Origin of the sequence: Sporosarcina sp. FSL W7-1283, assembly GCF_038003105.1 — a bacterium.
In the GTDB taxonomy this organism is placed as follows: domain Bacteria; phylum Bacillota; class Bacilli; order Bacillales_A; family Planococcaceae; genus Sporosarcina; species Sporosarcina newyorkensis.
In genome coordinates this window covers 2,827,874-2,849,351 of the sequence record NZ_JBBOOL010000001.1, presented here as the reverse complement: position 1 = coordinate 2,849,351, position 21,478 = coordinate 2,827,874, and the positions used below count along the sequence as shown (strand labels likewise).

Below are 21,478 nucleotides of genomic sequence, written 5' to 3'. Positions count from 1 at the left end.
GAAGCATTTATTTGTTTCATAGATGATAGAGAGAATTTGCAATGATACAAGCAAGGGTAGGCAATGTTAGAGTCAAGGATACCTATTTGACAAACAACCATGAGTGTTTAAATAAACGCAAAAATTTCATGTACATGAACACTTCAATGAGTGAGTGCCTATAGCACAATATCTTCTACATAAATTTCCGGGGGGCTATTGAATCATTTTTAAATAATACTCTTTCTTTAATGAGTCTGAAATGACTCAATAATGATGTTGTTTTGAGTGTGCAATGGTAGAAGTGTTTAATTTATCGGTTCATTATGAGTATTACGTCAAATTCAAGGTACCTGTGTGGCAAACATTCATGATTGTTTGATTAAACGCAAAAGTTTTATCGAACGTAATAGTTTCATGCACAGGTACCTTACACATGTTTTTTAACGTTTTCCCACTGTGATATTTCCATTTTTCGAAGAAAGGTTGATAGGGATTTCACCTTTTCCAAATACAGCATGTGATTTTTTTTCATTGAAAATCGTGCTATTCCCATTAGCGGCTTCTGCAATGATTGTCGCATTTGTAGGCGTGTTTGCCGTTTGAATATCGATGCGTCCATTGTCTGTAATCAATTCAGTTGGGTCATCGAGTGAATCTGTCTTTACCTCAATTCGCCCGTTATTCGCTTGTACAGTAAGTTTCCCTTTTACGTCTTCCAGCTTCGTCTTTCCGTTATCCGAGCGAACTGAAATCGAATCGGCTGACGTGTCTTTAAGCGCAATCAGACCATTATTTGATTGTACCTTGAGTGTAGTATTTGTTAAACTTGTCGCTTTTACTTTTCCGTTATCTGATTCCAACGTCATATAATCTGCGTTTACGTCTCTCACGTCAACGGTTCCATTATCGCTTTGAATTCGTAGCGAGTCATAATCCTTGTGAGGTATGTGTACTTTCAGGATAGTTGGCTTTAACCCGAAATTGACTGAGATCAGCTTCTGTTTCTTCTTTTTAAGTACAATGACCAAACTAGAATCCTTTACCATAGCGGATACATCGTTCTTTATATCGTGTCCCGAAGCTTCGATAAAAGCCTTTGATCCGTCTGTTGGAACTAGTTCAACTTGACCGTCATCGGCGTTGATATCGATGCTTGTAAAGTTATCATCTTGAATAGTGAATTCCTGGGTAACCGCCTTTGGCTTTTGGATAAGCTGATAGGTGATGAGACTCCCTACGATACCAACTAGCAGAAGAAGAGAAGCAATTATCGATAGTCCTTTAATGTTCAACATGCGTTAAGCCCCCTTTGACGAGTTTCCCATTAAATTTCATATAGCGTATAAACCCATTCATAAAGTACTTCGTGGCGTATAACATTCCGATTGAGATAAAGAGACCGAGTCCGCACAAGGCGAGTGAGTTAAATAAGTCGAACAACTCAAATGTACCAGGAGCTAGAATGGGGTTTAGCAAAATAAGAAGAGGTGCCGCAGTGAATCCAATGCCTGTGACCCAACCAGACACAATCAAGGCGACCAATGCGATAAATGGTCCAAGTACAATAATCAGGTTAAAGAAACCTAAACCAATAACTGCCCATATAGCTCGCAATAGATTTCCCGTGCTGCCGGTTGTTTCTGCTTTTTCAAGGTGGTACGCAGCAGATAACTCTTTTCCTATTGTTTTTGGAGAACCAAGGGAGGTTGCAATTTGCTCTTCAGATTTTCCGTCTAACTGCCCAATTGCAAAGTATTCTTCGTAGTCCTGCAAAATTTCTTGTCGTTCTTCGTGTGGGAGTTTTGTTAAATTATTCTTTAGATGAGTAAAAAATTTTTTCTTATTCATTTTACTACTCCTTTCTTTTCGTTTGCTAACCGACTATGGTCATATGATTGAAATCCGTTCATTCTCCAGTTTTCAGTCATTCCTGTACACCCTCCTTGATTAATGCATTCACTCCATCCGTGAAAGTCCGCCACTCGGCCAATTGTTCATGAAGATACGCACGACCTGCATCTGTCAATTTGTAATATTTGCGAGGAGGGCCTTCTGACGATTCTTGCAAATACGTCGTAAAATAGCCTTCCTTCATTAAACGACGGAGCAGGGGGTAAACCGATCCTTCCGAAATGGAAATTTGATCCGAAATCTTCTGCACAAGCTCATAACCATAGCGATCCTGCTTATCAAGTAAGACAAGCACACATAAATTTAGGACACCTTTTTTGAATTGTACATTCATTCCAATTAATCTCCTTCCGCTAGTGATCAATGAATAGTACTGTCTTTTGCTAAGTACTTGGTAACAGTAATATATCATATGGTATTGTTCATAGCAAGGTACCGATTAAGAAAGTATATGAATGTCTGTTAACATAAATTCTGAACTAATCAAAAAGGGAGTTATCTTTTTCTGTAAGTATCATTTATCCATAAAAACATGTTTGGTTTTCGCAGATCTTTTGTTGTGTCAAAAAAGTTTTCACAACATGAAACTATTACTGAAAAACTCCGTCTATACGATACTTACATAGTAAAAGTAGGAGGGATCCCAATGAATAAAAACAAGCTATTCCATCTTATATTAGCCGCAACAGTTGCTGTTCCTACCATCTTGGTACCGATACAGGCAGAAGCAGAAGTGGTTAGTCCGTTTAAGGATGTATCCAAAAACAGTCCGTATCTTGAGATCATTCATGAAATGCGCGATCAGCAAATTATCAGTGGTTATGCTAATGGGGAATTCAGGCCGAGTGAGGTTATCTCCCGAAAACATGCGGCTGCGCTCGTTAACCGTACAGTGAACTTGCCTGTCGTCGAAAAGTTTGTTCCATTTAAGGATGTATCTACAAAGAATACTTTTTTTTATGATATAAAAAAATTGCAGCAAGCAGGGATTTTTGAACCGGACGCAAAAGGCAATTTTTATCCGAATCAACCAATCACCCGTGCAGAGATGGCGAAGGTGTTGACCGCGGCGTTTGATCTAAAAGTGAAAGTGGATTTGGATTTCGTGGATGTGCCGAGAACCCATCCTGCGAGCAAGTATATTAAGGCGCTTTATTCGAATGGCATCACAACAGGTGATTTCGGAACGTTCAGTCCTGACCGACCGGTTACCAGAGTACATTATGCCGTATTTCTGCATCGTCTGCTGCATATGAACGATCCTGTTGATCCGAATGAACCGGCGCAGAAAATCCGCGGACAGTTTGCGAGGATTACTGAGCAGGAACTGAGAGAGCCCAATTTAATGGCTTTAACGATGCTTGGTATGCTTGAGCAGAAAATTACACACGACCCATCCGATTATCTGATTACAGAACCTACGAAAGATGGGTGGGCGACAGTTCAGATGTACATGGCAGGCCATTCACTTGGACAAATGGCGAAAGAAAATATTCTTTATCTCAAGCGTTTTGTAAAGAATGGCTCTGAGCTGGAAGCGATTTTGGACGGATGGCTGCAAGGGGATTTTTCAAAAATCAAAGAAGAATTTTTTACATTAAAAGCGATAGGAGATCCGGATTTCTTTAATTGCGCTGTATGTGAGCAAAAATTTGCCATGAATATCCGGACAAAACGTGCAGAAGATGACTTTGTGCGTGCCCTCTATGGTGAGGAAGGATTACAGAGGCACCGGACGCAATGGGAATAAAATAAGAATGAGCAGGGAACCGCATGCAGCCGGTTCTCTTTTTGGCTGGAGTTATCTGCGCATAAAACTCCCTGCAACGCTTCTTCAGGTAAGGATGAAGTGCAAAAACACTCATGTTCGTTTGAATAAACTTTACAACTGTTGGGGTGAAGCAAGGATTGCTCAAACGACAGATTGCTTTTTCTGCAAACCTGCTAAAAATAAATTCTGTACGCCATGCACTTCAACTTCAACATCAACTCGGATCTGATATTGAATTATGTCTCACACATTAACATGGTTTATTCAGATTTCAAGCTGATTAGAATGAGAACAATTCCGGAAAACAGGCAAACCATCCGGGTCAATGAAATTTTCTCCGTCAGGCCGAATAAGGCGATTCCCGTTGTGATGATCAGTACGGTAGGACCGACGAGCGCCAGTAACGTGTTGATGTAAAAGGCTTTCTCTAAATCATTGAACTTGTACATAAAAAAGGCAGCCGTAATATCTATGCTTCCTGAGAAAATTCGCAGCAAAATAATCATAAGGAGAGATGTTTCGATCACATTATGAACCCCTTCCGTATTAGATAAAACTTACCTAAGTGTATGTGGGCACATTGCTCTTTATCATCATAATCTCACAGTGACATTTGGTTTGAATTTAAAATTTGGACATCTTCATGAGCATGTTCAAAAGCTGGTACGGTCAATGATTTTGAAGCGGAAGTTCAGGCTGGAAATTTGTCTAATTCAGTGGAAATGAAACAGGTTCGTTTACATCAAGGGATAGACTTTGAATTGGAGATGGGGGACCAGTTACTTTATCCAAGTTACAAGGAAGGTGTAATAGGTACATTAGAAAAAAAACATACTATTTGCTATTTTATCACATACATGTTATTCTTAAGAAGAATTATTTTTGTTCTTCTTTCAACCGAGAATATATTTTGTTTTTCGTCTAAGACATTTGAGCAAGGATAGTAACATATTGTGTGGATATCCGCACTAGGAGGCAACAACAATGGAACAAGGTAACGTTAAGTGGTTTAATGCAGAAAAAGGTTTTGGATTTATCGAGCGTGAAGCAGGAGAGGACGTATTCGTACATTTCTCAGCTATCCAAAGCGAAGGTTTCAAATCTTTAGACGAAGGTCAAAGTGTAACATTTGAAATTGAACAAGGACAACGTGGCCTACAAGCTACAAACGTTCAAAAAGCTTAATAATAGCTTTAAAAAGGCCCTACATGTAGGGTCTTTTTTTTATGTCCTTAAATTTGTTTTTATAAGTAGTTAACTATGTCACTTCGGCCGTTAGCCTTCGGGAAAAGCCTTCATGATTGTTTGGGGAAAAGTGAATTTATAAACAAACAGAGTTGTTTCATGCCTAGGCATGCATTTCAAATGTCATCCGTTCTGTTGTTATACCAAAACCTTACTTAAAAATGCTTTTGTCCGTTCATTTTGCGGATTGTTAAATAATTGTAAGGGTTCATTTTCTTCTACAATTAACCCCTCGTCAATATAGATTACACGATCTGCAACTTCCTTGGCGAACCCCATTTCGTGAGTAACGACGACCATCGTCATTCCTTCTTTCGCTAATTGCTTCATGACTTGCAATACTTCTCCAACCATTTCTGGGTCGAGTGCTGAAGTTGGTTCGTCAAATAGCATAATCTTTGGATTCATTGCTAGCGACCGGGCGATGGCGACTCGTTGTTTTTGTCCGCCCGAAAGGGAAGCGGGATAGGCCTTTTCTTTCTCACTCAATCCGACTTTTCCAAGTAGTTCACGTGCCTGTTGCTCTGCTTCAATTTTGGGAACTCCTCTTGCTTTCATTGGACCGAGAATGATGTTTTCAATTACTGACTTATAGGGAAATAGGTTGAAATGCTGGAACACCATTCCAACTTCTTGCCGCACTTTATTAATATTTGTTTTTTTACTAGTAATATCTACATTTTCAATGAGCACATGGCCAGATGTAATATCCTCTAAACGATTTAAACATCTTAGAAAGGTACTCTTTCCTGAACCCGAAGCCCCAATGATACACACTACCTCTTTTTCAGCGATGTCGATCGAAATATCTTTAAGCACATGATTCTCTCCAAAACTCTTCATTAATTTTCTTACTTGAATCATCGTCATGAAAGTTTAAATCTCCTTTCCAAAAAGCTCGAAAGTAAGGACAATAAATAAATAATGATAAAGTATAGAACGCCGACAACAATCCAGATTTCAAACGCCTTGAAGGTAGCCGCAATTTGCACTTGTCCGCGTTGAGTTAAATCGGCAATCCCTATAACGGACAATAAAGATGTATCTTTCAAACTAATGATGGCCTGATTGGTGAAAGTAGGTAACATTCTTCTGAAAGCTTGTGGTAAAATGACGAATTTCATGCTTTGTACGTTGGTTAATCCAAGGGATCGTGCCGCTTCGTCTTGCCCGCGATCAATGGACTGGATGCCGGCTCTCATGATTTCGGCATAATAAGCACCCGCATTGATGGCAATTGTTAATATACCTGCAGTCATTCGATCTAAGGAAATGAATTCTAACGTGTTTAATCCAAAATAAATAAAAAATAGTTGCACTAAGATTGGCGTTCCTCTTATCGCATCTACAAAGAATTTAGCAATCCAACGTAGTATGAAAAACGGGGATAATCTCAGCAATGCAACAATTAAACCGAGAAAAAATCCAATTATAATCGCAATGACAAATACCTTGAGTGTCACTTGAAGCCCATCAAATAAATACGGAAGTGATTTCATTATAACTTCCACTCACATCTGCCTCCTTTGAAAAAAATTAAGTGCGAAACATATCGCACTTAATTTTCATGAGAATTAATCTAAATATTCATTTAAAATTTCATCATACTTACCGTTCTCTTTTAAGTTTGTTAATCCCTTATCAATCATTTCCAATAACTCATCGTTTTTGCCTTTTAAGACGGAGATGCCATAGTTGTCTCCAGTTAAGCGGTCACCTACAATTTTAAATTTCAGATCACTCACTGCAATCGCATAACTAATTACAGGATAATCCTCCATTAAAGCATCAACTGTTCCATTCGTCACTTCCTGGAACATTGACGTGCTATCATTCACTTGGACAATTTCATAGTTATATTTGTCTTTATTCTCTTCAGCAAACTTTGCGCTGACTGTGCCATTTTTTATAACTACTTTTTTTCCGGCTAAATCTTCGAGACTATTGATTTCTGTATTATTATCAGCGATTACAAGAGAAATTCCGGCCTCGAAATAAGGATCGGAAAAATCGACTGTTTCTTTACGTTCATCCGTGATACTCATCCCGCCCATACCAATGTCCAATTCACCGGCTTGCATCGATGGTATTATTCCTGAAAAGTCCATTTGCTCGATTTTGATTTTGAAACCCTGATCTTCTGCAATGGCATTAATCAAGTCAATGTCAATACCGACTAATTCTCCATCTGCTTCAAATTCAAAGGGAGGGTATGTGTTATCAACACCTACAACATACGTTTTGTCTTCTGCATTTTCTTTTTCCGAAGAAGTTTTATCGTCACTTCCTCCACATGCTACTAATAAAATTGAGATGATCGATAAAACCATTATTAAAATGAACTTCTTCATTCTCTCAGCTCCCCTAAACATATATTTTGCAAATTAAGTGAAAACGTATATCGATAGTAGTATATTTTTAGACTGCGCGTAATATTACAAATGTAGTGTGGTAAATTACTTTTGGCACCTTTTTGAGATGCGGGTCACAGAAATGAAATCAGTACAGTGAGGGTCTGGAACTCAATAGCGGTCCTGTCTGTTGTAACCATTCACCAGCTTATCCGTCTACTGGAATAGATTGGAGGGAGTGGTATGAAAAAGAGAATCTTTTCTGTCCTTATAGGTGCCGCTTTTTTGATAGGCGGATGCGGGACGGCAGGATTGGATAGTACTGAGCAAAACAGCTCTGCTAATCAAGAAGGATGGCAGACGGTGAAGAAAGTAGATGGGCGTGAAATCATCGCAGAATTAGAGCAGAGCGTAAAGGATTTTCCGCTCCGGGAGAAGGCGGTGGCCGAACAAATTGATAATCCGGACTATAAAGCTGGATTTTTTGGCGAACCATCGAAGGAATTGGAAGAAGATATGGCCGTGCAGGCGATTGAAGTGCCGATTGCAATCGAAGTTGTGGAAGAAGTGTATGGGGGCAATGAAGGTTTTGAAAAAGAGGGCGTTCTCTTTATTGAAAATCAAGCAGACGGTGCTGCTCAATCAGGCATTTGGATCGGCGTGAAGGATCCCGATGAGCGTGTACAGCAAGTCATTGATCTCTTGCAGCCGATAGTGGACGAGGGCAAAATTTTGGCTAAACCGATTTATATTTTCAGGAGCTCGCATACCCAGCATGAACTGTATACGATGCAGGATGAAGTGGCAGAAGTGCTGAAAGAGATGAAGCAAGAGCGCGGATCATTCGCATTATCGGTCAATACGATAACAGGAGTTGTTGAAATAGGACATGATTTCTTAAAGCCCGAGCAACAAAAAGAGCTAGAGGAGCAGTTTTTGGATTATACGTTCCACTTCAAGCAAGAGGGGAACATGGTCGCGGAACCCGGAGAATCAGCTATTATTAAGCCGAATCAGATAATGACTGAAACTCCTGTCAAAGATGGCGGATTCATCATGGGCGTGTCGGAAGGCAGTATTTTCGTCTCAGGCGGTATGGAAGGTGCCACCAACTATTCATTTCCTGAAGCTGATCTGCTGACGGTCGGCCAACGTGTGAAAGTGGAGGCAACAGGCGGAATTGCGGAGTCGTATCCGGCACAGGGAACAGCGAAGTTTGTAGAAATCCTGCCTGATTATAAACCTGCCGACGCAACACTTTCCGAATCGCAAGCCGTGGCGAAAGCAATTAAAGAGAAAAAGAAGGAATTTTTTAATTTTAATGTAATTACCGAAGTGCAGTATGATGGGAATCGCAAGGTATGGATACTGGAAATAAGCGATGACAGTAGGGTGGAGGTGGAAGGTTGATAATTGAAGATGTCTGTGTATGGATTGAAGTACCTGAGTAAAAAAACATGATTGCTTGATTGAACGTGAATGTACAAACAAGCGGAATAGTTGCCTGCACAGATAGTCCGAAACTCATCACAAATTAGTTAGTAAAAAGCCGATCCGCAGTAGATAGCCTTTTTACGTATGTCTTTTTGCCTTATCCAATTGCGGTCAGATGAAGTAGGAGAGTGAAACGGTGACAATACGGAATATCGCGGAAGTGGCGGGGCTCTCGCTTGGAGCGCTCCGCCATTATTATTCGCCAAGACGACTTGCTTGTCTATGCAGTGACGCCCGTGCAGGAAAGGGCTACAGGCCGGATTGAAGCAGTTACAAGAAAGATGTTGTCGCCATTTTATGAGATTGTCCCGTTGAATGAAAAAACCCGAGCCCAGATGGAAGTCTAGTTCGCGTTCATTGTACATGTGGACTACCGGAAAGATGAGCTGCCTATCCTCGACGTTGGAGTTCGGGAGGGGGTTCACACTCCACGCCTTGCTTGAGCCAGATCGATTGGATTCAGAAAGAGTACGGAACACAATTCGCTATCATATCGACTCGATATGTTGTTAAGCGCGGAAGTAGATGATAGCTCGTGCAGTAGGAATAAAGGTATTCCGAAAACGAAATGGGGATTCCTCGAAGTTTAAATCATAAGAGCAAGCATGATTTATAATAATGAATATTGTGTTTGAGCGCATAATTTAAAGGTTCACGATGAAGACACAATTATGTATAATCGTGATAGGAGATGATACGATGTCAATCAGCAGAAAAGATTATCTACAACAAATCATTAAATTACACGAACGGTTAATTATAGCGTCCGAGGAATATGAAGGGATATCTGAAGAATTCATTCTCAAGCAAAATCCAGACATTTCATCCATGAAAGAACAATGGCTGTTGAAAGTGAAAGACTTCAAGCGGATTTTGGCTGACATGGACAATCTGGAAATCCCAAATGCGTTTGAAAAAGAAGGTAACGAACTCAAATATGTCTATGAGAACTATGTCAGCTGTGTAGAGGAAAAGACCCGAAAGTTCAGTATAGAAACGATGGCAAATGGGGAACTGGAAGCTATTCAAGCGTCGGAGGTACAAGCTGCAGAGTATATTGAAGACCTGATTGAAGCGTTATTTGATAAGTAAATCCTTTTCATCCTAAGTACCTGATCTTCATACAAATTTAAAATAATTCAAAGTTACTTCTATAGATGCCGGGTCCTGTCACAATCCGCAAGATGCATGCGGATGGGGGCGGGAGCCAGGCACCCTAGCGGGGAAAGCGCTCAAAAAACAGTGCGGACCGAGCGAAAGTCTGGTCGGTCCGCACTAAAATTGCAAAGGAGCGAACGAATGCCGTTTCGGAACGCACCAAACTAAGCTGGTAACGAGCGAAAGTTGGTTAGAACCGCACCAAACGGGCGCCATTTGGTTGAGTCTAGGGTTGCTATGAAGTTGTGCGCGGGCACGGCAGCTTCCAAACTATCAATACCATCACTTCATATGATTCCCAATCAAATAAAAAGTCCGATCTTCCGTCAGATTGGCAAGATAATCCATTCCGGCAGCTCTGGTGGAAGCTGTTTCATCTGGCAATTCGGCAAAGCCTTTTTCTTTATTGTTCACCCACCATATTTGATCTGCCTTAATCTCTTTAAACTCCTCTTTTGATACAGTGTTTTTCAACACGCCCCACACTTCGTTCAGCAAATCATCCCATTCATTATAATATTGACCAAAGAAACCGGGCGGTGGATTATTTGCGTATAGGTGGCTCGCTTCTTTTGCTATTCTGTGCTCAAGCTCCTGCGCCTTTTGCATATATTTATTCTTTAAATTTTTCTTTTCCGCTGTTCGTTGCTTTGCTTTCTTTTCCCACCGTTCTTTCTCGGCGAAACGGTTTTCCGCTGCGCCTAATTCAATATATAAATTATCTATTTCACTATTCAACGCATCGGACTTTATATCGCTTTTTAATTCACTCAACTTAGAGGCAGCTTCTTCAACCTCATCGCTACTGATCAGCTTTTCGATAACTTTCAGATCGTTTGCGTTCTGCTTTTCCTTTTCCTCTTCCTCTTCAATCGTTACAAGTAGTGTCTTCACTTCGTTTTGCAACGACGGTACAATGTCTTCATTTTTCAGCAAAGTGTTCGCTAAATCAGCCGCTTCTGTCCAATTAAAGAGCTCAATTTTTTCCTTCACTTCTTCATATTCATGTAATAAAACAACCCGGTCTTTTGCTTCGGAACTATCCGGCTTTTCTTCTAGAGCAGTGTTATATAATTTAAGTGCGTTTTCATATTCTCCGCTTTCCAATGCAGCCTCTGCTTCTTCAAAAGACTGTTTATATGCAGAACTGCAGCCGGTCAATACTGAAATAATTGCAAGTAATAAAAAGATTCGTTTCATCTGCTTGCTCCTCACTTTCACATATTGGTGCCCAAATCGTTAAATAGGCTAGGTGTTAAAGGCCTTTCATTAATCAAAGAAATACTTAGCCGGTTTAAGGTACATAACTAACGAATCACTCATTTTCCATTTCAAAACACTGGCCTCTGGATATAGTGCCTTTTTAATATACTTTTAATACATGTGTAGCATTTCCACCCACTCACCAATCTGGCACACCAACATGATCTTCCACCCACTCATCGGTATACCTAATCACATGGTTGGCATTTCGCAGCGGCACCACTTTAAAACGATTCTGTTCATCCTTGATGACTGCAGTGGGGAATAAACGGGGATCATCAATCGAAACTGTTGTTGTATCGCCTGTCTTCTCCTTTTTTACCGTAAGCCGGGCAATGCCTCCAAAGTTTGTGTATTCAAAAGGCTGTGCGGAATAGAAGTTGCCGAGCGAGAAAAAGACTTTCGCATTTCCGACTTCTCCGTATCGTTGTAAAACATGCGGGTGATGACCGAAAATAATATCAGCTCCGTTTTTCGCTACAAACTCCGCAAGTTCTTCTTGTGTGTCCGAGGTGTTCAACACATATTCCGGTCCCCAGTGCAGAGAGACTACAGTGACATCCACAGAAGGTTTAAGCCTTTGTATATCTTCTGCAATCTTCACACGCTCCACCATGTTGACCAAATACTCTTTTCCATAGGGAGCCAATCCGACGTTCGTTCCGTATGTATACGCCAACACGCCGATTCGGATCCCATTCACTTCAACAATCCTTTGATTCTCTTGGTCCTCGATAGACTGATAGGCACCGACATATGGCATCGCATACTCTTTCGCATGTTGAATGGATTTCAGGACGCCGATTTCTCCTTTGTCCAATGTATGATTATTGGCTAATGAAATCATATCAACGCCTGCGCTTTGAAGATCTTGAATGATATGTTTTGGGCTGTTGAACTTCGGATAGGTGGACAGACCCAGCTCAACACCCCCCGGCATGGATTCTTGATTGGCGATTAAGAAATCAATACCCATCATCTTCTCTTTCACTTCTTGAAATGCAAAATCGTAACTTGGATACGTGTTGATTGGGTAATGCAACAGCACATCTCCAATCATGCCGATCGTTGCAATGTTTACTGCTATTTGTTCTAGTTTTTCTTCAGTTTCTTCTTCATGCACTGTAACAGGGAGCGCCTGATCTCTTTCCTTCCAATCTTCCCATAAAATATAGCCGCATATTATCCAGACTGAAACCATGATAGCGAACATCCATTTTGTCTTCACGTTAACCTCTCCATATCAAAGTACCAGGTCTGCACACAAGTTGGAAATGAACACACCACAAAACAATCCTTCCGACGAGATACGTAATCGGAAGGATTAATTGTATATTTGGGGCCAAACCGCCACCTGTTTTGTGATTATTCACTCAATTGGGTGGAGACCTAGTACTCACTTCTTCATTTTCAGGAATTTTCATTCTGTAAAGCAGAAAACAAATCTACTACTAATAACTAACTTTACCTTGCTAAAATCATCTAATTATACCATATAAATTTTATAGAAAAGCAACTTTCTATTGTTTGTGACTGAAACTTATTAGGTTACATAAGAACTACATCTTTACGAGAAGAATTGAAGAAGTGAGGATAACCTGGAAATCGGTTGGAGGGCGTCATTGTTACTTCCGCTATCACTTAACAATCAACACATCCTTCTCCGGTGTCAGCAGCCCATTCTGTTCATAATAACTAACCCCTGTTCTTGAAAGCACTGCTGTTTTAACCGCATGATCCCCTTTAGCAAATACAAGCAGAAACATATCCTCCCTAATATCTAGACCATTGATGTTGCCCTTAAACTTAACATTCAAAGAATCCTCTATGACATCTCCGGTCGTATAGGGCCCATAGACCAATGCCCGATCCCAGTCGAAATCAGTTAAAGTGGACAGGGGGATTTCTGTTGTACTACTTTTTGCTTGTTCTACAATCTTCATAGCAAGCACCGGATCTTCACTCGCTCTATTAACAAAGAACAAGCTTACCATTGCAATAATTAGCACACCCCCGCCAATCCAAAAACTCCATTTTTTTAACATAAATCACACCTCTAGTAATCTGTAGCTTTCACATTAATTGCTTGCAGGTCAAATAACGATCCAGCATTCATTTCGACCGGTATTTATAAGATCAAACCATCAAAAATCCACCACTGACGCTAATGCATTCCCCGGTAACAAAACTCGAATCATCCGATGACAAGAAGGAGACAACCGATGCCACTTCAGATGGATCTCCCATCCGGCCCACCGGTGTTAATAACGTAGCCATCCTCTTAACATCTTCCGGTAGATTTTTTGTCATGTCGGTATTTATCTGTCCGGGTGCGACCGCATTTACAGTAATTCGCTTGCTGCCGTTTTCTTTAGCCAATGTCCGCGTCAAGCCAATCACTCCAGCTTTAGACGCGCTGTAATTCGCCTGTCCCAAATTGCCCCAGCTGGAGGTGGAAGAAACATTGACGATTTTTCCGTACTGCTGTGCCCGCATGCTTGGAATGACGGCTTGGCATGTATAAAACATGCTATTTAGGTTGATATCCATGACGGACTGCCATTGCTCTGGCGTCATTTTATGAAAGAATGCGTCTCTTGTGATACCTGCATTGTTGATCAGAATATCAATCTTGCCAAGCTTCTCGTAAATGGTTGTGAATGTATCTTTTACATCTGTTTGATCCGCTACATTGCATTTCAGCGTAAGAACACGTTCTCCTGAAGCATCCAGCTTGTTGGCTGTCTGTTCGAGAGTATTGAAGTTGGTATCCAACATCGCTACAGTAGCCCCCTCTTCCAATAGTCTTTCTGCGATTTTAGCACCAATCCCTTGAGCTCCTCCAGTTACGACCGCCACTTTATTTAATAATTTCCCCATCCTATTCACTCCTTAGTTTTTAATAGAATATTAGGATAACTTTAACATAACTGAGTAGTGAATCATACAAGCAAAGTGACAGGGGACTGCCCGTTACTGAGCCCCTTTCCTAAACAGCTCCGCCAATTGCCGCTAGAACAATTTGAAAAATAGTTTCATGTATGTGTATCTCTTTTGGCCCCTCCTTTCTATATAGAAAGAAAAAGGGGTTTTTCTCATGACACATTATCTTTCTCAGTACGCGAAATTCCAGAACAAAATCGAAATGGACGCTGCGGCACGCCAGCATATAGACCTTCATTGGAATGCGATAAACAAGACCGACCGCGCTGTCCTTGAAATGATTCGATGTTATTCAGTGATTTACTTGGCTGCCCACTTGAAACACCAGACAATTGAAACGAAACTCAGCTTGTCGAATTCCACGGTCAGACGGACTCTCCGCAAACTGGAGAAACTGCAGATTATCGAGCGGATTCATTATGTCAGGCCTGTTATGAGCGGCTTGGGAGCAAATATTTATGTTATTTTGCCCATCAATGACCAGGGGAATTTGGACAGGGGCGTTGAGGTGACCGAGCCTAATCAGGACGTGGTTTCTGAGGCGGTTTTGGAAAAAGAACCTTCTTTCTATAAATCTCAAAACACTAAAGACTTTATAAAGACGTCTCACTCTGCTGGTGAAAAGTTATCCACAACTCTTTTTACGAAGATGAAAGATATATTGTCGTTGACTGGAGATAGTGCCAAAACACGTGAGTTCTTTGGGATTTATAGGGCGCTCTCGGGACGCATGTTGAAGTTCGGAATTTATAAAGGCAAGGAGGAAGTATTCGAGGATTTGGCTTATCGTGCAATGCGGATCAGTGTAATGGCGACAAAAACAAAGCGTATCCGCAATTTACCGGGTTATTTCAGCGGTGTTTTGCGTGAGTTGATTGATGAGACGTTTTTTAGTGATATTTATCAGGAGTATACAGTTTCGGTTGAGGAGTTTGAATGGAACGGGAGAGCGCAATCAAACAACTTTTTATGAAATCCAACCATTCTCCAAAATCTTTTTAAAAACATTTGAAACTTTTTCTGAAAATCTCCGTCTGTAGGTTGCTTAGATGACAGTGGAGGTATAGGTATGAAGAAAATGGTTTTTATTGGGCTGTTACTTATTGGCTTGATTTTATTTATAATGGGGGGTGGCGCAAAATGGAATATGGCTGTGGCTTCATTTGTTGATGAGCAGTCTGGAAGAGTGTTTGCGCAACTTATTCAAAAAGAAGAGACAGTTGAAGAGATAGAATTTGAGCGGGTACTGACACTTGTAGAGCGCCAGCCGATATATATGAAGGGAGCGACTTTCATTCGAATTGGCGAGTTGGAGGCGAATCAGCCGGTTGCCATTACAGGTGAAGATGAGGAGTATTATGAGCTTCGGTTAGGAAAAATGCCGGTATTTGTTCGTAAGGGTCAGGGGACGATTGAAAAAAAGAAGCTGCCGGTATTTGTACAAACGGAGCGGTTGGCTGCGGTAAAAACGCTTCGAAAGACGGCGGTTTATAATGATAAGGACTTACAGAGTACCGTCTTGGCCCAGTTGGAAGAAGGTTATCGCTATCCAATCGTACAGGAGGAAGAAGATTGGTATATCGTAAAAATCGGTGAACGGCCGGGATATATTGACAAGCGCTCCGTTGTGTTGGACGAAGGGTTGCCGGTTCTTGTCTACCATCATATCGTGCCCCGTGATTGGATGAAAACAATGGCAAGTACCGTTTCTTTAGAAAATTTTGAGCAGCAGATGGGGTATTTGGCGGAGCGTCAATTTGAGACGCTGACGGCACAGCAGCTTTATGATTATTTGGAAGGACGTCTCGTTGTCCCTGGCAAGGCGGTGCTCATTACTTTCGATGATGGCTTATTATCATCAAAAGAATATGCGTATCCGATTTTGAAGCAATATGGGTTTACCGCGCTTCAGCACATTATCTCTTCTCGTACATACAGAGCGCAAGGCATACAACGTTATGACGCGGAAGGTCCGATACAGTTTTTGACAGCTGAAGAAATGAAAGAGATAACAGATGTTTTCCAACTCGAAGCGCATACATATGGACTGCATAATCTTAATAAAGAATTGGGTACTGGAATTGCGCTAGAACATGTAAAAGAAGAGATTTTTGCGGACTTGCAGCGGAATATGGAACAAGTGCCGGCGGCCGTATCATTAGCCTATCCATATGGACATTATAATGAAGAATTTATCGCGGCGGCTAAAGAGGCAGGGCTATTAATTGGCTTTACAACCACCGAAGGCTATGCAACTATAGACGTTTCGAATTATGAAGTAAGTCGATTTGGAATGACAGAAAAAAGGTCATTTGAGCAGTTTGCGGCGTATGTGGATGGGGACATGACGTGGCAATAGAAAAGGGTGAGGTTTCGTAAATGAATGAAATTGATCAATTAATCAATGAGCATTCGCGTTATTTAATACGCATCGCTTATTTGTACGTTAAAAATTGGTCGACAGCTGAGGATATTGTACAAGAAGTATTTGTAACGTATTTTCAAAAGAGTGACCAGTTTCGCAATGAAGCTTCACTGAAAACATATTTGACTAAAATGACAGCCAATCGTGCGAAAGATTATTTGCGTTCTTGGAAGCATAAAAAAGATGTGCTGTTCGAAACGATTAGTACTTCGGTAAAAGGTGCAGAAGAGGTAGTGCTTGAGCAAGAGCGACTGGCCTCACTTGAAAAAAATCTTTTCCAACTTCCATTAAAATACCGCGAGCCCTTAATATTATTTTATTATGATGAGCAATCCATAACGGAAATCGCAACTTATTTGCAACTGAATGAAAATACGGTGAAAACACGACTGCGAAGGGCAAAGCAGCAACTAAAGGAATTTTTTGATGAAGAGGACGGGGAGGTAGTGAAGAATTGAGCGATTTCAAAGAGAAGCTAGATCAAATGATGGGCGATACGTCGGAGCAGGAAAGGCGGGTAAAACAGCGTGTACATGAGAAACTACGGCCGTCGGCTAAGAGGTTTTCATGGCAAGTGCTGTTTGTCACAGCAGCGCTTCCTATAGTTGCAATACTCCTTATGGTCACTTTGAACCCTTCTGATTTGCTTTCTTCTGATGAGGGGCCCGGTATTCCGTATGATCCGTTAAATGACTTGGCACAAATTTCTGCATTGCAGAAAAAACAGCAACTGTCAGTGATTGATTATGAAGAATTTGCCGAACTGCCCCATTTTGATCAAGTCGACGATCTGCATTATATAAATAAAGAGACATTTTTATTAGACGGGAGTACAGATACTTTTCATACAGTGATGGAGCGTAAAACAAATCTGTTTGATGATATTGTGTATCAGGCCGGTGATATTGTGCGCACGATGACAAATACGACAAGCCATTTACCAACCTATGATGATGTCTATTACGAGGTCATTGCGGTCCCGGGTGATCGTGTCGTGCTTGAAAAAGGACAGCTGAAAGTAAATGGGAAACCGCTGCGATCTGAAATTATGGAGCGTTATCAAGACCAAGAGATCACGATTGCAGGGGGTTACGATCAGCTGTTGAATGCGCGGGAGTATTTTTTATTGAACCATTTTCCGGCAAGGGAAACGGTTCAAGGTGGGACGATTACGCCGGTGCACAAAATTTACGGGCAAGTGGTAGGCATTGCGACAGAGGAGCGCACAAATTCGATGTATTTGGATTATTTGGCCGGAGAGCTTAGCGAGGAATATACACCGGAACAATATTTCGATTTGTATTTATACGACTCGCTTTTAGGCTTGGATAATTTGTCGAAAACACCGGCATTTACTCAAATCAACCGATTAGGTGAGCTATTTTTGGAAGCCTCCTATCGGAAAGTGTACCCTGTTTCCGAAAATGAAGTAGAAATTCGCTATCAATATGGACGCGAAGGCGTCGCAGAGCATGTGTTTACGATGAAGCGTGATGCGGATTCGGGACGCTGGCTGATAGCAGATTAACTAAAACGATGTTTGCTGAGGAAAATCAGGTTGGCAATTGTTCAAAAATAGAAGCCGTCAACCAACCGCTCGCCATTTTGGCACGCCAACTTGGTTTTCCACACATTCACCGTGATTAAATGGAGATATCCGTGCGAAATTCAATCTTTATACGTTTTTGTGCAAATAACTTTAAAAGGAGACTATCAAATGAAAAGTAAATTTATTGCTGCATTGATGACTTTGTTACTCGTTACCTCAGCTGCTCCAATCCAAGCGCGTGCAGCTGCTCAATTTTCAGATGTAGATACGCATTGGGCAAAGAAAGAAATCCTATATTTATCCGACCGCAATATTATTGGCGGCTATCCGGACGGCACGTTCAAACCAAATCAGCCGATCACGCGGGTACAGGCAGCCTCCATGCTTGCCAAAGCACTGAAGCTTTCGCTGTCGGAGGATACGTCTACTGAATTTAAGGATGTGGCGAAAACATCTCCTCACTATCAGGTCTTAGCGACAATGAATGAGCTAGGAATTTTACGCGGCGATAACGGCTATATACGTCCCGGAGAGAAAACTTCACGTGCACAGATGGCCGCGATTCTGCGTCGGTCATTTAATATGCCGCTCGATAAACAGGCAACATTTATTGACGTAACTCCGGCTCACTGGGCTTATCAGGATATTAATGGAATCGCGAAACAGCGGGTTGCTGGTGGTTCGAAAGGTAAATATATGCCGGCAGATTACGTTACACGCGCCCAATTCTCAGCATTTCTCGTACGAGCGCTCGATGATTCGCAGAAACTCAGCGCCTATCATTCATATGTCGGCGTAAAAGGCAAGACGGTTGAACAGAATGGATTCTCGTACACTATTGCTAAAGAAGGGTATAATTCCAAGTTGTTTAAGGAGAATTTAAAGACAGGCAAACGCGAAGCCATTGTAATTCCAGAAAATATCCCAAGCGATGATACATTCCAAGTGCACTTGCTGAAAGGTTTCCAACTCATCGTATACAATGACGAAATCTTCATTCCTTATTGGTCAGCGGTCGGAGAGATGAGCGAACTACCTATCGCGTACGGGTTGATGAAAGTGAAAACAGACGGTCAGAATCTAGTGTTGATGAATCAGCCGTATGGCTATACATTCCGCAATATGTTCATTTGGAATGACCGGATTTATTATACAAATGAGAAGAATAAAGAGCGCTATTTTGATTATACATTTAACCCCGATAAACCCGTTATAGATGATCCGCTCGTCCTTTATTCGACAGCGATGGACGGCAGCGGCAAGAAGAAAGAATATGGCTTTGATGCGCGTGTAATCTTTGATAATGTGGCATTTACACCTAATCATGTACAGGTAAACCAAAACAATAAATCTGTGCTGTTCGATCATTCAACAATGTACTACTTCAATAAAAAAGGAGTCTATAAGTATAGTCTGCTTGATAAAAAGACTAGCAAACTTTCGAATGTCATTGGGAAAGACATGCGGGTTACGGAAATGCAGCTGATCGTGACAGACACGAAAGGAAAGACACATACGCTGAAGAAATAACTTCGAATGCCAGGTCTCGCTATAATTCGAGGAAAGCATGCGGACTTTAGCGGGAGCCAGGCACCAACGAAAGGAAGAGTTCGAATGAGAAAGAAACTACTTATGATAATCGGAGCGTTATTGCTCCTATGCAGCTTGCCTTTATCGGGCACATTCGCAACAAGTACAAAACAATTTTCAGATGTACCGCCGTCAAAACACTTTGCGGAAGCAGTTTATGACCTGGCAGAACGTAATATAATCGGAGGTTATCCGGATGGTACATTCAAACCCGGAAACTCTATCACGCGAGGACAGGCAGCTGCCATTATTGCAAAGCTTATTAAATTAGATACTTCGAAATTGAAGGATCCAGGATTTAAAGACGTTCCGAAAGCGAATGGCTACTACAAAGCAATTGCAGCCATGGCAGAAAAAAGCATCATCAGCGGCTATGGAGATGGACGTTTTGGTCCGAACGATCCCATCACACGGGCGCAGATGGCTTCGATTCTTGTCAAAGCGTTCGATTTGCCGCGCTATAACTTCAATTCATATAAAAGTCCATTCGAAGATGTACACCGAGGAGTAGGCCACGACCCGAACATTCTGACGATCTATAGACTTGGTATCACTACAGGAACATCTCCTGACAGATTCAGCCCGAACACATCTATCACAAGAGGACAAGCGGCCAAAATGATGAAAGCAACGGAAGAAGCGAAGTCACAGATTGTTACGGTGAAGGCTAGCGACTTCGGTTGGGATCAATTTAAAATGTATGATTCCAATCATAAGGATACCGGTATCTACCAAGCCGTGGAAGGAAAAAACAAACCAACCGGTGGTGTAACAGATAGAATCCATTTAGTCCCACTTAAAGAAGGGGACGGTACATTCAAGGCCGCATTGGTGTATTCAGGAAATCCGGATAAGAAATTTTATCGGAAATATTATGTACATGTCAAAGAAGTAAACGGAAAACTGAAGCTGACGTTAGAGCGAACAGAAGATTTTCTTCCTTCGCCGGTTGCGATCGGTGTGGAGAATAAAGGACCTGTCCAAAACATTTCCCTTTCCACGATGGACGGAAAGAAGATTACCGATAATATGAAGTTCACGAAATGTCTTTCGTTCAGTCCCTCAGATTGCGTCGACAACGATGACGATAGTGAAGGGAAGTATCGCAACGTCCATATTGTGATTGATCAGCCGGGTCGATACATCGCTACTATCCGTTTTGAAGACGGAAAGGAAGTACGGTACGGATTAGAAGCGGTAAGTTCAGCTCCAAGTTTTAAATTCAGTTTTAAAGTATTGGAGGAAAGACCGAACGCGTCATTGGATTTGGGAGCAAACTACGATATAGGAAAGCATATACTGCCGAAAGGCTCCGAGCAGATCGCTGAAATCACTAGAGACGAGGGCACTAATATGTTCCATGTTGTAGGGAAGAAAGCAGGAGCGGTTGAAATTAAGCTGCCCGATCATAAAAAACTTGATCTGATGGGACTCCATGTTCGCGTTCAAGAAATGGGTCCCATTATTCAAGTCGAGATCTATGAATTGATGGACACACATATGTAATAGAAGGGGAAACAAAATAGTATCTAGTCTGCACAATTGCGTAAAATCTATGTTGGTCTATGAAATGCCAAGCGTCACATTCTTTTTTCAAGCAAATGAAACAGGTTCATTTAAGAGTGTATGCATTTTAGAATAGTGTTTGACTAGCGCAGGGGCTAGGTATCAGAGTTAATAGGATGGAGAAAGCGTATGACAGATTTAAAATTGACCAAAAAAAGATTTCGACCAGAGATTGAAGGCGTACGGACCATCGCAACTCTGCTCATCGCTGTTTATCATATATGACTAGG

The 21,478-nt window shown here is 41.4% G+C and carries 22 protein-coding genes; 11 read left to right on the top strand and 11 right to left on the bottom strand.

Features of this window, described 5'->3' with window-relative positions:
- Positions 1-422: 422 nt before the first annotated feature.
- The 3 genes from MKY93_RS14950 to MKY93_RS14940 form a co-directional block, all read right to left on the bottom strand.
- Positions 423-1,277 (bottom strand): DUF4097 family beta strand repeat-containing protein, encoded by an 855-nt coding sequence (locus MKY93_RS14950; RefSeq protein ID WP_221835775.1) that lies wholly within the window; start codon positions 1,275-1,277, stop codon positions 423-425.
- Positions 1,264-1,830: an HAAS signaling domain-containing protein gene (locus tag MKY93_RS14945; protein ID WP_340759879.1), complete on the bottom strand. Its 567-nt coding sequence runs from the start codon at positions 1,828-1,830 to the stop codon at positions 1,264-1,266. The genes MKY93_RS14950 and MKY93_RS14945 overlap by 14 nt, the downstream gene beginning before the upstream one ends.
- 76 nt (positions 1,831-1,906) lie before the next feature.
- Entirely contained in the window at positions 1,907-2,227 is a 321-nt protein-coding gene (locus MKY93_RS14940; protein ID WP_340759878.1) for a PadR family transcriptional regulator, read from the bottom strand.
- A 312-nt stretch (positions 2,228-2,539) separates the two neighbouring features.
- Between MKY93_RS14940 and MKY93_RS14935 the strand changes: the two genes are divergently transcribed.
- On the top strand, positions 2,540-3,643 hold the full coding sequence (locus tag MKY93_RS14935; RefSeq protein ID WP_340759877.1) for an S-layer homology domain-containing protein: 1,104 nt from the start codon (positions 2,540-2,542) through the stop codon (positions 3,641-3,643).
- A 281-nt stretch (positions 3,644-3,924) separates the two neighbouring features.
- Here MKY93_RS14935 and MKY93_RS14930 read toward each other — a convergent pair whose 3' ends face one another.
- On the bottom strand, positions 3,925-4,191 hold the full coding sequence (locus MKY93_RS14930; RefSeq protein WP_342746529.1) for a YqhV family protein: 267 nt from the start codon (positions 4,189-4,191) through the stop codon (positions 3,925-3,927).
- A 457-nt stretch (positions 4,192-4,648) separates the two neighbouring features.
- Here MKY93_RS14930 and MKY93_RS14925 point away from each other — a divergent pair, with 457 nt between their 5' ends.
- A complete protein-coding gene (locus tag MKY93_RS14925; protein ID WP_078817992.1) occupies positions 4,649-4,849 on the top strand; it encodes a cold-shock protein in 201 nt (66 codons plus the stop codon).
- 198 nt (positions 4,850-5,047) lie between these two features.
- Here the strand turns inward: MKY93_RS14925 and MKY93_RS14920 are convergent, their stop codons facing one another.
- From MKY93_RS14920 to MKY93_RS14910, 3 genes are all read right to left on the bottom strand, one after another.
- Positions 5,048-5,779, bottom strand: coding sequence for an amino acid ABC transporter ATP-binding protein (locus MKY93_RS14920; protein WP_340759876.1), 732 nt, complete (start codon positions 5,777-5,779; stop codon positions 5,048-5,050).
- Entirely contained in the window at positions 5,776-6,408 is a 633-nt protein-coding gene (locus MKY93_RS14915) for an amino acid ABC transporter permease (protein WP_246602577.1), read from the bottom strand. Before MKY93_RS14915 ends, MKY93_RS14920 begins: the two co-directional genes overlap by 4 nt.
- A gap of 75 nt (positions 6,409-6,483) precedes the next feature.
- Positions 6,484-7,260 (bottom strand): transporter substrate-binding domain-containing protein, encoded by a 777-nt coding sequence (locus MKY93_RS14910; protein ID WP_340759875.1) that lies wholly within the window; start codon positions 7,258-7,260, stop codon positions 6,484-6,486.
- Positions 7,261-7,503: 243 nt separating this feature from the next.
- On the opposite strand from MKY93_RS14910, the gene MKY93_RS14905 reads away from it, so the two are divergent.
- The 3 genes from MKY93_RS14905 (at position 7,504) to MKY93_RS14895 (ending at position 9,846) form a co-directional block, all read left to right on the top strand.
- Positions 7,504-8,670, top strand: coding sequence for a DUF3221 domain-containing protein (locus MKY93_RS14905; RefSeq protein WP_340759874.1), 1,167 nt, complete (start codon positions 7,504-7,506; stop codon positions 8,668-8,670).
- Positions 8,671-8,930: 260 nt separating this feature from the next.
- The gene (locus MKY93_RS14900) at positions 8,931-9,101 is read left to right on the top strand and encodes a hypothetical protein (protein WP_176132562.1); all 171 of its coding nucleotides are present in this window, start codon (positions 8,931-8,933) and stop codon (positions 9,099-9,101) included.
- 352 nt (positions 9,102-9,453) lie between these two features.
- A complete protein-coding gene (locus tag MKY93_RS14895; RefSeq protein WP_340759873.1) occupies positions 9,454-9,846 on the top strand; it encodes a hypothetical protein in 393 nt (130 codons plus the stop codon).
- 348 nt (positions 9,847-10,194) lie between these two features.
- Here the strand turns inward: MKY93_RS14895 and MKY93_RS14890 are convergent, their stop codons facing one another.
- The 4 genes from MKY93_RS14890 to fabG all read right to left on the bottom strand — a co-directional run bounded on the left by MKY93_RS14890 (position 10,195) and on the right by fabG (position 14,055).
- Entirely contained in the window at positions 10,195-11,112 is a 918-nt protein-coding gene (locus MKY93_RS14890; protein ID WP_340759872.1) for a hypothetical protein, read from the bottom strand.
- A 202-nt stretch (positions 11,113-11,314) separates the two neighbouring features.
- Complete coding sequence (locus tag MKY93_RS14885; RefSeq protein WP_340759871.1) at positions 11,315-12,403, bottom strand: CapA family protein; 1,089 nt, start codon at positions 12,401-12,403, stop codon at positions 11,315-11,317.
- A gap of 409 nt (positions 12,404-12,812) precedes the next feature.
- Positions 12,813-13,220, bottom strand: coding sequence for a hypothetical protein (locus tag MKY93_RS14880; RefSeq protein WP_340759870.1), 408 nt, complete (start codon positions 13,218-13,220; stop codon positions 12,813-12,815).
- Positions 13,221-13,311: 91 nt separating this feature from the next.
- On the bottom strand, positions 13,312-14,055 hold the full coding sequence (fabG, locus tag MKY93_RS14875) for a 3-oxoacyl-ACP reductase FabG (RefSeq protein WP_078818001.1): 744 nt from the start codon (positions 14,053-14,055) through the stop codon (positions 13,312-13,314).
- 217 nt (positions 14,056-14,272) lie between these two features.
- Between fabG and MKY93_RS14870 the strand changes: the two genes are divergently transcribed.
- The 6 genes from MKY93_RS14870 to MKY93_RS14845 all read left to right on the top strand — a co-directional run bounded on the left by MKY93_RS14870 (position 14,273) and on the right by MKY93_RS14845 (position 21,188).
- Positions 14,273-15,091 (top strand): hypothetical protein, encoded by an 819-nt coding sequence (locus MKY93_RS14870; RefSeq protein WP_340759869.1) that lies wholly within the window; start codon positions 14,273-14,275, stop codon positions 15,089-15,091.
- 96 nt (positions 15,092-15,187) lie between these two features.
- Positions 15,188-16,477 (top strand): polysaccharide deacetylase family protein, encoded by a 1,290-nt coding sequence (locus MKY93_RS14865; protein WP_221835794.1) that lies wholly within the window; start codon positions 15,188-15,190, stop codon positions 16,475-16,477.
- Between the two features lie 20 nt (positions 16,478-16,497).
- Positions 16,498-17,001 (top strand): sigma-70 family RNA polymerase sigma factor, encoded by a 504-nt coding sequence (locus tag MKY93_RS14860; RefSeq protein WP_340759868.1) that lies wholly within the window; start codon positions 16,498-16,500, stop codon positions 16,999-17,001.
- The gene (locus MKY93_RS14855; RefSeq protein WP_340759867.1) at positions 16,998-18,071 is read left to right on the top strand and encodes a S26 family signal peptidase; all 1,074 of its coding nucleotides are present in this window, start codon (positions 16,998-17,000) and stop codon (positions 18,069-18,071) included. The genes MKY93_RS14860 and MKY93_RS14855 overlap by 4 nt, the downstream gene beginning before the upstream one ends.
- 189 nt (positions 18,072-18,260) lie before the next feature.
- Positions 18,261-19,622, top strand: coding sequence for an S-layer homology domain-containing protein (locus MKY93_RS14850; protein WP_340759866.1), 1,362 nt, complete (start codon positions 18,261-18,263; stop codon positions 19,620-19,622).
- Between the two features lie 84 nt (positions 19,623-19,706).
- Entirely contained in the window at positions 19,707-21,188 is a 1,482-nt protein-coding gene (locus tag MKY93_RS14845; protein WP_340759865.1) for an S-layer homology domain-containing protein, read from the top strand.
- The last annotated feature ends 290 nt before the right edge of the window (positions 21,189-21,478 follow it).

Coding starts and splice junctions, on each gene's coding strand:
- MKY93_RS14950 (WP_221835775.1), bottom strand. CDS start 1,277: ATGTTGAACATTAAAGGACTATCGATAATTGCTTCTCTTCTTCTGCTA.
- MKY93_RS14945 (WP_340759879.1), bottom strand. CDS start 1,830: ATGAATAAGAAAAAATTTTTTACTCATCTAAAGAATAATTTAACAAAA.
- MKY93_RS14940 (WP_340759878.1), bottom strand. CDS start 2,227: ATGAATGTACAATTCAAAAAAGGTGTCCTAAATTTATGTGTGCTTGTC.
- MKY93_RS14935 (WP_340759877.1), top strand. CDS start 2,540: ATGAATAAAAACAAGCTATTCCATCTTATATTAGCCGCAACAGTTGCT.
- MKY93_RS14925 (WP_078817992.1), top strand. CDS start 4,649: ATGGAACAAGGTAACGTTAAGTGGTTTAATGCAGAAAAAGGTTTTGGA.
- MKY93_RS14920 (WP_340759876.1), bottom strand. CDS start 5,779: ATGACGATGATTCAAGTAAGAAAATTAATGAAGAGTTTTGGAGAGAAT.
- MKY93_RS14915 (WP_246602577.1), bottom strand. CDS start 6,408: ATGAAATCACTTCCGTATTTATTTGATGGGCTTCAAGTGACACTCAAG.
- MKY93_RS14910 (WP_340759875.1), bottom strand. CDS start 7,260: ATGAAGAAGTTCATTTTAATAATGGTTTTATCGATCATCTCAATTTTA.
- MKY93_RS14905 (WP_340759874.1), top strand. CDS start 7,504: ATGAAAAAGAGAATCTTTTCTGTCCTTATAGGTGCCGCTTTTTTGATA.
- MKY93_RS14895 (WP_340759873.1), top strand. CDS start 9,454: ATGTCAATCAGCAGAAAAGATTATCTACAACAAATCATTAAATTACAC.
- MKY93_RS14890 (WP_340759872.1), bottom strand. CDS start 11,112: ATGAAACGAATCTTTTTATTACTTGCAATTATTTCAGTATTGACCGGC.
- MKY93_RS14880 (WP_340759870.1), bottom strand. CDS start 13,220: ATGTTAAAAAAATGGAGTTTTTGGATTGGCGGGGGTGTGCTAATTATT.
- fabG (WP_078818001.1), bottom strand. CDS start 14,055: ATGGGGAAATTATTAAATAAAGTGGCGGTCGTAACTGGAGGAGCTCAA.
- MKY93_RS14870 (WP_340759869.1), top strand. CDS start 14,273: ATGACACATTATCTTTCTCAGTACGCGAAATTCCAGAACAAAATCGAA.
- MKY93_RS14865 (WP_221835794.1), top strand. CDS start 15,188: ATGAAGAAAATGGTTTTTATTGGGCTGTTACTTATTGGCTTGATTTTA.
- MKY93_RS14860 (WP_340759868.1), top strand. CDS start 16,498: ATGAATGAAATTGATCAATTAATCAATGAGCATTCGCGTTATTTAATA.
- MKY93_RS14850 (WP_340759866.1), top strand. CDS start 18,261: ATGAAAAGTAAATTTATTGCTGCATTGATGACTTTGTTACTCGTTACC.
- MKY93_RS14845 (WP_340759865.1), top strand. CDS start 19,707: ATGAGAAAGAAACTACTTATGATAATCGGAGCGTTATTGCTCCTATGC.